Raw genomic sequence first — 12,635 nt, 5'->3', positions numbered from 1 at the left:
TAATGGCGCTTACTAGAGGACTACTTCACGTCCACAGCCGATTCTCGGATGGTGATGAATCACTCGATCGGCTGGTGGACGCCTTCCGGATCGCCGGCATGCATTTTGCGGCGGTCAGCGATCACGCCGAAGTGTTCGATGACAGCCGGATGGAGGAATACGTTCGCCTGTGTGAGACGCTTTCCGCCAATGCTTTCCTTGTTATTCCGGGCCTGGAGTTCGCCCTTAAAGGGGGGACGATCCACATTCTTGGATATGGCATCCGGAAACGAGTCCGGTTCTCGTCGATGGAGGGGCTGGTGGACGGCATACACGATGCCGGAGGGGTCGCGGTTCTCGCCCATCCGCCGGTCGGAAGCATCAATCTGATTAATTCCATCAAAACAAAACTCGATGGGATCGAAGTCTGGAACGGCCGGTATGACGGCACCGTCGCGCCGCGAGCCGACTCATTTCAACTGCTGCGGCGGATCCGTTCGCTGAATCCCAAAACTGCCGCATTCTGTGGCGTCGACCTGCACCAGATTGCGCAGATGCGCAAGCCCATATACATGGAAGTGGAAACCGACCGCCTCGAAGAACATGCAATCCTTCAGGCAATGCGCGCGAGCCGTTTTACCCTGCACGGCAGCAGCACGGTGATTCCGGCGACCGGAAATCTCACGTTCGTGCAGGAGTTGTCCATCGCCGTGAAGCAGCCGCTTTGCCGGCCCTGGGCGGGATGAATCGAATGATGAGGGTTTCCACGGGTGTAAGCGGCTTGGATTACCTCCTGCGCGGTGGCTTGATGGCAGGGAGGGCCTACCTTGTTTACGGCGATCCGGGAACGGGTAAGACAACGCTTGGCCTGCATTTTCTCACCGGGGAGCCAGGCTCCGCTCTGCTGATTACCTTCGGGCAGGCGAAGGAATTGATCCATGCGGACGCTGCATCGATCGGTCTGGATACCGGCAAAGTAGCGATTCTGGATTTCAGTCCGCCGGCGGAAACCTTCAGCGATCTGCAGAATTACGACATTTTTTCTCCAAGCGAAGTCGAGCGGGAGCCGATCAGCCGGCAAATCTCGCAAACCATCGAGGAAAAAAATCCACAGCGTATCTTTGTGGATAGCTTTGGATATTTTTTGAACCTCGCGGGCGATGCCTTTCAACGCCGCCGCCTGGCCCAATCGTTTTTCCGCTTCGCCACCAGGCGAAATGCGACGCTGATCGTGGCGGCCGATGAACGCGAGTGCGCGCGCGACGCCGACGGTGTGATTCATCTTGAAAACGGCGTTGAAGGCCGGTCTGTCCGGATAACCAAGCTTCGCGGCTCGGATTTCCATCCCGGCCACCATCCAATGCGCCTCACCAGCGAGGGACTTCAAATACCGTTGAGCGCGGCGTAGCTGCCCCATGGCGCGCATCATCTTAATCCTCGACAACAAAGAAAACCGGCGACTGCTGAGCGAGTTTCTGGGCGCGTACCATTCCATCGGAGAACATGAAGCCGGCCAGCCGCTGGAAGAGGCGTTCGATCTTTGCGTCATCGACGATCCCAATTTAACCCGCTTCCGGCAGGAACTCGAAGGAAGGCGCGACGCCGAGCAGCCGGGCATTCTGCCGGTTCTGCTCGTTACCCATCGTCCGGACGTCTGGTCCCGGATCCCGTATCTGTGGCAGCTGGTCGACGAATCGATCATGGTGCCGGTCGCGAAGGTCGAACTCCAGTCGCGCGTCGAGATTCTGCTGCGGGCCCGCCGCATTTCTCTCGACCTGAAGCTGAGAAACGAGGATCTCGAGGCCTTTATTCAGGCGATGTCGCACGATCTGCGGGCTTCGCTGCGCGCCGTCACGATGTTCGCCGAAGCGCTCTCCACAGGAGAAAAAGAGCGGTTTTCCGAAGACGGCAGGCAGGATCTGGATCGGATCCGGTGGGCGGCCCAGGAGATGAGGGAGCTGATCGACTCCCTCCTGAACTTTTCCCGGCTGGGACGAGGAGAAGTCCGCTATGAACCGATCGATCTGAAGGTGTATATCGAAACATGCCTGAGAAATCTGCAAGCCGAGATCAACAACCGGCACGCGCATATCAAAGTCAAGGGGAGGGCGCGCACCGTTCAAGCCGACCCGACTTTGCTGAAGATCGCATTGACGAATCTCCTGTCCAATGCGATCAAGTTCGTGCCTGAAGGAGTGGAGCCCGAAATTACGGTTTCCGCGTGCGTGAAACACGACCTTTGCCGGATCGAGATCAACGATAACGGGGTCGGTATTTCCCAGGCCGATCAGCAGAGGATTTTCATGCCGTTTGTCCGTATTTATTCGGAGCAGGAGTTTCCGGGGATCGGGCTCGGACTCCCTTCCGTCCGCAAAGCCGTTGAATTGATGGGCGGCCGGGTCGGGGTCGAGTCCCGGCCAGGGCAGGGAAGCCGGTTCTGGATCGAGCTGGCCATGTAATTTCGCTCGAATTTGCGTATCCTATATGAGCGTGTTAATACAGCGTGAATAGCAAGATCCGTATCGTCATCTGCGACGACCACACCCTCTTTGTCGAAGGTGTCAAAGCCATGCTCCGTAACGAGTCATCCCTCGAAATCGTGGGGGAAGCCCGGGACGGACGCCAGGCCGTCGAAATGGTGCAGCAGCATAAACCCGATGTCATTCTGATGGACGTGTCGATGCCCGACATGAACGGCTTCGATGCAACGCGTCGTGTTCATGAATTCAATGCCGGCGTGAAGGTCCTGATGCTCACGATGCATGATGAGGAAGAACTCGTCGCGCGCTGCCTCGAGGCCGGCGCCGCAGGGTACATCATGAAGGATGCGCCCGCATCGCAACTCCTTTACGCCATTGAAACGGTTCAGAAAGGTGAGAGGTATCTCAGCCCGAATGTCCTGAAGAAGGTTGTCGATGGCTATGTCAAAAATACCAACCGCCCCCAGACCAGCTACGATCGCCTGACGATGCGTGAGCGGGAGGTCCTGAAGCTTCTGGCGGAAGGGTTGACGGTTAAGGAAATTGCGGTCCGCCTCGATCTCAGCGTGAAGACGGTCGAAGTGCACAAGCACAATCTGATGAAGAAAATCGATGTGCACGACAGGTCCGAACTCATCAAATACGCCATTCAAAAAAAATTGATCGCTGTTTAAAGCTGTTTAGCCGCAGATGACGCGGATGACGCGGATGACCCCCATCTGCGTCATCCGCGTCATCTGCGGCTAAACATGACTCTATCTCGGTTCAACCGCGACGAACAGCGTATGTCCTTCGCGATTCACGAGCAGCAGCACTGGTTGGTCCGAAGTGTGTGCGGAGAGTCCCGTACGGAATTCCTCGACGTTGTTGACGGCTTTGCGGTCCATTTGCTGAATCACGTCGCCCATCTCCAAGCCGGCCTCTGCCGCGGGGCTTCCCTCCTGAACATCTGCGATCACCACGCCGGTTGTTTTAGCCGGCAGTTGCAGGTGTTGGATGATATCCGGCGTCAGATCGCTGATAGCGACGCCCATGCGCGGTTGGCCGGAATCGGGCGCGGTTGGCTTCTGCCTTGGTTTTTGTTCCTGCTCAGCCGAAGCCGTTTGTTTCACCGGCATTTCACCAAGAGTGAGAGTGACGTTACGGGTTTGATCCTCGTGACGGACGCGCATCGTGATTTGTGATCCCGGCGCCATTGCGCTGACCATCAGGCGCAACTCACGCTGATCTTCGATCGCCTTACCGTTCGCCTCAACGATGACGTCACCCTGCTGCAGACCCGCACCTGCAGCCGGTCCTTTAGGATCGATGTCGCCGACCAGCGCGCCGCGCGTTTCTCCCAGTTTCATGGCCTGCGCGATTTCCGGCGTAACGTCCTGTACGCTGACGCCGAGATATCCGCGAGTCACTTTGCCCGTCGTGATGATTTGATCCACCACGCTGCGGACCATGTTGCTCGGCACAGCGAATCCGATGCCGAGATTGCCGCCGCTCGGACTCAGAATCGCCGTATTCAGACCGACCAGCTCGCCGCGAATGTTCACCAGCGGGCCCCCGGAGTTGCCGGGATTGATGGAGGCGTCGGTTTGAATGAAGTCTTCATAGTCCTCGATTCCGAGTCCGCCCCTTCCTAATGCGCTGACGATGCCCATCGTCACGGTGCGGCCGAGTCCGAACGGATTTCCGAGCGCGAGTGCGATGTCGCCGACCTGAACCTTGCTGGAATCGGCAAACGGTAGAACGGATAAATGATCGGCTTTGATTTTGACGACGGCTACGTCAGTTCCAGGATCGGTACCCACAATCTGTCCCGGCATCTCTCGATTGTCCGACAAGGAAACCTTCACGTCCGTTGAGCCGTCGACGACGTGACTGTTTGTGATGATATAGCCGTTGGAATTGATGATCACCCCTGATCCGAGACTGCGTTCCCGTCTTTCACGAGGCACCTTGAACTGCCGCAGGAAGTCATCGCCGAAGAATTTGCGGAGAAACTGCTCATCCATCGTCCCTTGCGGGCCGCCGCCCTCCCCTGTTTTTACGACTCGTGAAGACGAAATATTTACGACGGCTGGAGCCGTGGCCTTCACCACGGGCGAAAATCCCTGATCGAACACGACCTGTGCGCGGGTCTCAGGCCCGACAGTATAAATGGGCTCCTCGCTGCTGCTGTGGACCACCTTGCCTGTAAGTCCGCCCACCAATAGCGCCAAACCCAGCGCCGATGCAGCGATCCAGGTTGGTGTCTGTATGCGGTTATGCATGATTCCCCCCGAGTGAAAGCTCTTTACAGGTGGTAGTGCAGTTCCTACGCCAAAGGGGAACGGTGGTTCTACGCGTGTAGGCGGGGCCGGAGAAGGAAGCGCAGGTGTGGCTCAGGCGAATTCCCCTCCGTTTTCAAGGAGGGGTGTCCGAGCGATCAAACCGTTAGAGAACGCGAGGACGGGGTGGTTAGGAAAAGGTCGCGAAGCCTCCTAATGTCCACTAGAGCGACTTTCGCTAAGCCCTCGGTCCCAGCTAATGGCAATCAATGATCAACGGAATGCCGTGGTGGTACTGCCCAACGACGATGCCGATCTCACCGCCGGTGATCTGGTAACGCACATCGACTGGGTTTCGCGCGCCGTGCTCAATCTGCAGGGCGGTGGGTTTGTGCACATGCAGTGTCTCGCCACCGGCTTCCAGAGCGAGATCACCCGCTGGATCGAGTTTGATCCGGTCTGCACCATCGACGGCGAGACGGATCTGTCCGGGATCTGCCTGAGGCATTACAACGAAATCACATTCGAGTTGCCCGCCGCGGCCATAGCACGATAGATCGACACCTGAATATAGCGCCTCATATTTCACGGCCGCGAACGTCGGAACGTCCGGTTTTTGAGTATCGCCGGAATCGATATAGCGCACGACTTTGTCCAGGCGCGCATTTCCCGTGGGTACCCGTTTGACCGGATAGCCGCCAAATTGGACTCGAATTGCATTGTTTCCGAAGTAGAAAATCACTTCGCCGCGCTTGAAGTGGAGGTGATACGCCGCAGTCTCCAGGACGTAGCGAACGTCGGCCGGCGCCTGTCCCAGGTTCGTCTGAAAGAGAAGACGATCATTGTGCGCGCCGGCGAGGAGAAAAAGCCCGAGAATGAGTTGAATGAGCATCACGAAGCCCGGGCGAGGCGTGCGTGCCGCCACATTCGTTGTTCGAGTAGCGCGGTGTACAGATCCTCGGTTTTTTGCACAGTGGACCGCAGCGAGAAGTGGGCCGCGGCGCGTTGATAACCTGCTTCGCCAAATTGGCGGCCCAGGTCCGGAGATTCGATAATGCGGGCGATCCCATCACTGAGCGCTTGCGGATCGGCCGCTCCCACCAGGAACCCGGTTTTGTCGTCTTGAACGACCTCAGGATTGCCGCCGACATTCGTTGAGACCACCGGGATGCCGGCCGCCATTGCCTCCAGGAGAGAATTCGACAATCCTTCGCTGAGAGAAGGCAGGACAGCCAAAGTGACTTCACTGAGAAGTTCTCTCACATCGTTTCGTTCCCCGGTGAACTTCACTTTCCTCTCCAGCTTCAAATCTCCCGCCAGTTTTTCTAAAGACGATTTGTATGCCGGATCGGCGGATCCCCCGACGATCAAAAACCGCGCTGCCGGAAAACGATCGGCGACCGTCACAGCTGCGTGCAAAAAATATTCGATGCCCTTCCTGGGATTCAGCCGCGATACGACCGCTATGACAGGCGCTTCAGTCGAGATTCCAAGTTCCCGGCGGATTGGAAACGCGAGCGACCGCCGCGGTGGTCCGTCAAGGGCGATGCCGTTCGGAATAACGTCGATGTGATTTTCGTTCAAGCCGAGACCGGTAAGCCAACCTTTCACCGCCGAGCTATTTGCGATGATGTGATCCGCCAGACGGCAGGCAGTTTTCTGAGAAAGTGTTTTCAGTGCGACCTGACTCGAGAAAACCCCGGTGTCCCGGACGGATGCAACGGCGACACATCCCGCGAAACGCGCGGCCGGAATGCTGAAGACGTTCGGGTAAAACCCATACGCGTGAACGAGCTGCACGTGCTGGCGGCGCAGGTCCCGGGCGAGCCGCCATTGACCGCGAAGCATTCGGGGGCTGTAGAGGCTGTTGATCGGATATTCCGTGACCGGGATGTTCAGGGCTTCAATCTTCTTTAAGAACTCTCCTTCTCGTGAGAGACAGCCGACCCGAATCTCGAAGCGCAGACGGTCGAGGCCTTCGGCGAGATATACGAATTGCCGTTCTGTGCCGCCGACCGCGAACTTCGTCAGGAATTTCAAGATGGGAGTTGCGGCCGGCATTTGCTATGCCGCCGCCCTGCCCCGGTCCAGCATCGTCAGAATCCGGCTGAACTCTTCAACCTTGGCGTCCCATGATTCGCACTCCATTTGTTTCGAGATGGACAGCTGGGGCCCGGTCTTTCCCGATTGGATGATGTCTTCGGCAATCGTCAGAAAGTCGTCATGAGAGCGTGCCACCTTGAGAACATCTTTGAGTTTCTCGGCTTCCGGGATCGCGCTCGATATGACCGGCAGTCCGGCCGCGAGATACTCCCGGATTTTGAGCGGATTCGCGGCAATCGTGAGTTCATTCATGACGAAAGGCATCAACGCGATATCGAAGGCCTTCGCGTAACCGGGTAAAGAGGCATAGGGCTTCTGGCCCAGCAGGTGGACGTTCGATAATCCTTCAATCGCTTTGAGGCTCGTGACGACTTTGCCGATAAGTACAAATGTCCATTGTGGCCGTGACTGCGCGAGGAAACGAATGAGTTCAAGATCGACCCAGTCTGCAATCAATCCAAAGAAACCAATCACCGGTTTCGGGAGGGAACGGATTTCTTCCGGGATTGGCGTATCGGCTTCGCACGCCTTTCTGAAATGGGGAACGTCGACCCCGTGGGTTACCAGAAACGTGTTCGGGTTGTGCCGCCGCTTGCTGCCGAGAAGAACGTCGGACGACACAAAGACGCAATCCGACTTTTCCATCAGTTGTTCTTCGAGCGACCGGATCGCATCTTTGTCCGTGCCGGTGAACCCTGTGTTTTCATCGACGCAGTGATACACCAGCGCGCTTTCGCCAAGCGAGCCGGCAACCTCAGCGGAGGCGGGAACAAACGACCATGTAATAGGTCTGGTGAAGCCGAGTCTCCGGCATGCCCGTTGAATGCTCCATTGCAGCGCTTTCCGGTTGATCCATCTGGCCGCGGCGCTCCCGTGAAAGGGAATGGCGAGCGGCGCGAAGACATGAATCCCTTGCTCGACGTTTTTCGATCCCCGGGCAAAGTCGCGAAGTTTCTTGATGACCCGGCGGACGTCATGGACGGAAGCGGTCGGATTCCGGTTCCCGATGGAGTTCACCCATAATATCCGGTTTCGCCTGGCGAGCCGCTGCATGATGTGTTTCTTGCTGAGCGGATCGCCATCCCAATCGTTGCTGAAACATATGATGTCTTTTCCTTCAATCATAAACACCTACATCGCCACCACTGCACGGGGTTCGGGCCCGACGATCGATTGAACGTTCTGTTTGACGATCCGGGCGGGGATTCCCACCGCTACCGAGTGCGCCGGCACGTCACTCAGAACGACGGCATTCGCGCCGATAATGGCGCCGTCTCCAACTTTGACAGGGCCGAGCACTTTGGCTCCGGCGCCGATGAAAACGTCGTTTCCAATGACCGGGACTTCATAGAAGCCGCCCCGGCCGCCAATCGTGACCTGATGAGAGATCTCGCAGTTTTCGCCGATCACAACGCGGCGGTGGATCACTACCCCCATTCCGTAGTTGTTGAATGTAGTGTTGCGGCCGATGGCTGCTGTAGATGGGACGGAGGCGGTGAAGAAGAAGCGAACGAAGTAGTAAATCAGCTTTGGAAGGACCGGGACTTTCCAGCGATGGAGGGTGTGCCCACACTTGTACAGGGCGAAAACTTTGCACATGCCCCCGAACTGAGCAAAACCGCTGCCAAGAAGAACAGGGGCCCAAAAGGCACAAAATCAGTGACTTTGTGCCTTTTGGGCCAAGCTGCCGCCCTTAGAATGGATTCATTGTGCCACCGGACTGGTCATGGACGTTCAGAGTACCCGTTGCAGGTTCACCGGCCGTGCCGCTATACAGAACGAACTGCGTCAGGAATCCGCCTCCATTGGCCATCTGCGGAAACATCAGTTGGGGCGCGGGCGCCGCATTTTCGTTTGTGGGCGCCGTCGTGGTCATGATGAACTCGGAGCGCTGGTTCAAGCGTCCGCGCAGCCCGATCACTGCGAGATCCACGCCGTCCACGCTGGAGAGACGAACAATCCCCTGGAAAGGTTTCTGCAAGGATGCGAAGCCCGGCACCTGGTCCAGGAAGAGAGCCTGCTGGCCGAACGCGGGCAGACTGAGCGTTCCCGTCAACCCGGTCGGTGTTCCGTCCAGGTTTACGAGGTCGAATTGAACGGTTGTCGGTATCTCGGTCACATTCACGATGCCCATGCCGGTGCGAATGCTTCCATCCGCCGAGGCTTCGGCATATAGCCGGAATGCAGGACTGCTTTCAAGAGACGGAACACCCGCTGTCGAGATGGTGATGCCGTTCTGTTGAAGCGAAAAGATGGCGACGCCGACGGGCGCGACGTTCGATTCATCCGGAATCGCCTCGGCCGATCCGACTGTAACGGATGAGGCCGTATCCGGAGTGGAGTAGCGCCAGGCCGAACGTGCCGCAATCTGATACGGCAGGGATTGACCAGCCTGACCCGCTTGATTGACAAATAGGAGGGTTCCCGTGATCGCGCTGTCGGTCGGGTTGACGAGAACGAACTGCGTTGTCCAGCCGGCGCCGTCCGGTACATGCGGGAAGTAAGCGGTGGCCGGCGACGGCAGGTCCGGGTTTGCGATCGGGAGAGTGGTCATCAGGAATTCGGAGCGCTCATTCGTCAGTTCGCGAAGAGCGATAGCCGACACGGGAACAGTCGACGAAAACGTAAAGGTTGAACTCGTGGAGGCGCCGTTGAATGGCGCTTGATTCAGAAACTGAGCCAGTTGCCCGTGCGCCGGCAACGTCAGGCTACCCGAGCCGGAGTCTGTTCCATTGGCATCCGTGAAAAAAAAAGAAATTGTCGCCGCCGAGTCGCTCGGATTGGCGAGGGCGAAGCCGGTATTCACTGACGAAGAGATCTCTGAATCGATCCGGCCCCTTAAAAGAGGAGCAGAGGCTGGGACGCCAGCCTCCGATGCGATGACACCGTTTTCCGTATCGCTGATGAGTGCGAGACCAGCGGGGGTTGCCCCCCCGGTCCCGTCAACCTCAGCCGACCCGACCGTCAGCGGCGTAGTGCCGCTGCTGGTCATGGTCATCCCGCCGGCCAGCGAAACCGTCGCGCTGCCGGAATCCGCAGTTGATGCCGAACTCGTCAAGGCGGCGCCGGTGTAGTCGAAGGCATCGACCCAGATCCAGGATGCGGCCGAATTGGCGTTCTTCGTGCCTGCCGCCTCGATCGCGATCGTGTGCGTGCCGGAAGTCAGACCGGATACCGTGTACATAACCGTTTTGGCTTGCGCCGGTGAGGCGTATGTATCCACGGTGGCGACCACGGATCCATCCATATAGACCCTGGCGATTCCGGCCCATTGATCACGATAAGCAATCCAGCTGACCGAAGTACCAGTGAACGTGAAGGTCGCTCGCGCTCCGGCGGTCATTGAAAGCTTGGCGCTTCCGCCACTGTTGAAGCTGCCGTTGTTCAAGCTCCACGAACCCGTCCACTTTACTGCCGCGCTCGATTGCTCGACGCGATACTGAGATGCTGCCGGGGCCGTTGTGGTTGTCGTTCCCGTCGTACCCGAGGTTGTAGACGTTGAGGAACCCGTCGAGGTTGACGTTCCCGAGCCCGTTGAACCTGTCGAAGTGCCCGTGCCTGTCGACGTACCCGTCGACGTGCCTGTGCCTGTCGAGGTGCCTGTCGACGTCGTGCCGGTACCAGTGCTGCCGGTTGTGCCCGTTCCAGAAGTCGTGCTGCTGCCTGAAGTGACGTCGAAAGCATCCAGCCAGACCCACGGCGCGGAGGAGGAGGCGCCTTTGGTCCCAGTGACCTGGATAGCGAACGTATGGGTTCCTGAAGCCAGGCCGGAGGCGGAGTAGATCACCTGCTGCGCCTGTTCAGTTGCGGAGTACGTGTCGATCGTCGCCGCCAGCTTGCCATCGACATAGACCTGCGCGATGCCGGACCACTGATCCCGGTATCCAATCCAGTTCACGCCCGTACCGTTGAAAGTGAATGTTGCGCGTGCGCTCGCGTCTTCAGCCAATACGGCGCTGCTGCCGCTGTTGAAAGCTCCGGTATTGGGATACCAGGTTCCGGAGTAGACGATGCCTGCACCGTTCTGCTCGACGCGTGTTGTGGAGGCCGTTGTCGACGTCGAAGAACCTGAACCAGTCGAAGTCGAACCGGTTGACCCGGTTGACCCGCCCGATGAAGTCGAAGTTCCTGTCGAGGTACCCGTACCGGTGGAACCCGTCGAGGTACCGGTACCCGTGCCTGTGGAACCGCCGGAACTGGTCCCGGTCGAGCCGCCCGAACCCGTCGAGCCTGTACCGGTGCCGACAGTGGTGCCACCGGAACTGGAAGAACCGGGAACAAGCGACAGTATGAAGGTGTCGATTCGGGTTCCACAGCCGAAGGCCGTGTCGGATCCCAGTTTGCCGTCCCAGGGAGTGGAGAACAATATCCATTTCCCGTCGTTGGAAATCTGCGCGAAGGCCTGACCGTAATAGCAGACGCTTGCGAGGTTGTGGTTGTGCGCGAAGCGGTACACCGTGTTCGAGCCGTCCACGGCCATGCCGATAATTTCACTGGTCCAGGCGTAAGCGCAGCCCGTATTACCGCCGTAGCGGGATGAAACAATCGGTGCGTTGGGATTCGTAACAGAGTTCAACCACGAATTGTGATCGGCATCACACCAGCCATTCCAGGGCGCCGTCGGCTGCCCGATAAAGTGATACTGAGAGGCATTCATCAAGTTGTCGGGGTTTCGCAGGAGTATGCCGCGTGAATCGATGCCGTTCTGCGAGCCGGCGGAGTTGGCATACGTCCCGTTGCCCATTGAAATGTGCCCGGACCAGTAATAATCGGCATTGGAGACCAGCGACCATGTGTTTGTTGCGAGATCAAAAATGGCGTCGCCGTTTCCGCCCCAACTCTGCTGGTGGAAGGTCACCGGCAGCCAGTTTGCGCCGGTGCCACCCGAAATGCCGTGAATACCGAGAACCTGTCCGGCGGCCGACTTCGGCCAATTCGGATCGCTTTGCGCTACGCCGTTGATGGTCTTGTTATAGACGTCAATGAACTTGCTTGTCGAAGGGCTCACTGGATTGACGCAGAAGATCTTCGTGTACGAATCCTGATTTCCCGAACCCGCCGCCGCGCAAATCCAGTTATCCTGTCCGATCACCACCGCGAAATAGTCAAGCGGTTCACCGGTCGATGGTCCGGCGATGTCGGTTGTAACGCCGGTGGCTTTATTGTATTTCGCGATCTGACTGCCGTGTAAAACGTACATGACGTCCGGATCGACCGTAGACCATTCCCATGTCGCTCCATAAGGGACCGAGTGAATCTTCGGGTTAGCCGAGCCGTCGCCGACTTTGAAGTTATTCGGATCGAATTCAAGCCAATATCCGTCGCCATGAGGGCCTGTCAGTTTTATAGCCGTCGAGTTGGCATTCCATGTCCGGTGAGATCCCGCATCGGTCGGAATAAAAGATTCGCCGCTGTTTGTATTCGGGTCTGTAACCCGCAGGATTTGAGAACCGAAAGTCGGGTCTGCAATTACGGAATTCGCCGGTCCCAATGCCGGTGCCGGCGGTGGTGTCTTAATATCGGTTCCCGTATATGCCGAATACGTGGATGGCGCCGTTTGCGCGTTTACGGACGCACACAATCCACCAAGCATGATGCTTACGATGACTGCCAGAACTGACTTCCTGTGATGCGCAAAAGATAGTTTCATTCTTCTTTCTGTCCTTGTCCCCAGTGGCCCGGCACACGCGACATCTTGCCTTGGTGTCGGTCAAATTACTGATTGTTTTTTGAAAAAAAGGGCCAGCGAGCTGGGATAGTTGTTTGTGATCTCTCGTAACTGATGAAGCGACTATAGCGTGCGGGGTAAGGC

Annotated in this window: 10 protein-coding genes; 4 read left to right on the top strand and 6 right to left on the bottom strand. The window is 57.7% G+C overall.

The window, feature by feature from the left end; translation table 11 throughout:
• The first annotated feature begins 2 nt into the window (after positions 1-2).
• From VGK48_26040 to VGK48_26025, 4 genes are read left to right on the top strand one after another with little or no spacing between them, the layout of a single operon-like run.
• A complete protein-coding gene (locus VGK48_26040; GenBank protein ID HEY2384653.1) occupies positions 3-725 on the top strand; it encodes a PHP domain-containing protein in 723 nt (240 codons plus the stop codon).
• A gap of 5 nt (positions 726-730) precedes the next feature.
• Complete coding sequence (locus tag VGK48_26035; GenBank protein HEY2384652.1) at positions 731-1,387, top strand: ATPase domain-containing protein; 657 nt, start codon at positions 731-733, stop codon at positions 1,385-1,387.
• A gap of 7 nt (positions 1,388-1,394) precedes the next feature.
• The gene (locus VGK48_26030) at positions 1,395-2,438 is read left to right on the top strand and encodes a HAMP domain-containing sensor histidine kinase (GenBank protein ID HEY2384651.1); all 1,044 of its coding nucleotides are present in this window, start codon (positions 1,395-1,397) and stop codon (positions 2,436-2,438) included.
• 44 nt (positions 2,439-2,482) lie between these two features.
• Positions 2,483-3,133, top strand: coding sequence for a response regulator transcription factor (locus VGK48_26025; GenBank protein HEY2384650.1), 651 nt, complete (start codon positions 2,483-2,485; stop codon positions 3,131-3,133).
• Between the two features lie 81 nt (positions 3,134-3,214).
• Here VGK48_26025 and VGK48_26020 read toward each other — a convergent pair whose 3' ends face one another.
• The 6 genes from VGK48_26020 to VGK48_25995 all read right to left on the bottom strand — a co-directional run bounded on the left by VGK48_26020 (position 3,215) and on the right by VGK48_25995 (position 12,473).
• A complete protein-coding gene (locus VGK48_26020) occupies positions 3,215-4,723 on the bottom strand; it encodes a DegQ family serine endoprotease (GenBank protein HEY2384649.1) in 1,509 nt (502 codons plus the stop codon).
• 253 nt (positions 4,724-4,976) lie between these two features.
• Entirely contained in the window at positions 4,977-5,645 is a 669-nt protein-coding gene (locus VGK48_26015; GenBank protein HEY2384648.1) for a hypothetical protein, read from the bottom strand.
• Entirely contained in the window at positions 5,612-6,781 is a 1,170-nt protein-coding gene (locus tag VGK48_26010; protein HEY2384647.1) for a glycosyltransferase, read from the bottom strand. The genes VGK48_26015 and VGK48_26010 overlap by 34 nt, the downstream gene beginning before the upstream one ends.
• A 3-nt stretch (positions 6,782-6,784) precedes the next feature.
• Complete coding sequence (locus VGK48_26005; protein ID HEY2384646.1) at positions 6,785-7,948, bottom strand: glycosyltransferase; 1,164 nt, start codon at positions 7,946-7,948, stop codon at positions 6,785-6,787.
• Positions 7,949-7,954: 6 nt separating this feature from the next.
• Positions 7,955-8,422: a serine O-acetyltransferase gene (locus VGK48_26000; GenBank protein HEY2384645.1), complete on the bottom strand. Its 468-nt coding sequence runs from the start codon at positions 8,420-8,422 to the stop codon at positions 7,955-7,957.
• Positions 8,423-8,516: 94 nt separating this feature from the next.
• The gene (locus VGK48_25995) at positions 8,517-12,473 is read right to left on the bottom strand and encodes a hypothetical protein (protein HEY2384644.1); all 3,957 of its coding nucleotides are present in this window, start codon (positions 12,471-12,473) and stop codon (positions 8,517-8,519) included.
• Positions 12,474-12,635: the final 162 nt, after the last annotated feature.

This window comes from Terriglobia bacterium (assembly GCA_036496425.1).
In the GTDB taxonomy this organism is placed as follows: Bacteria; Acidobacteriota; Terriglobia; order 20CM-2-55-15; family 20CM-2-55-15; genus 20CM-2-55-15.
Note: the sequence above shows the minus strand (reverse complement) of the source record. Positions and strands in the feature narration are given on the sequence as shown.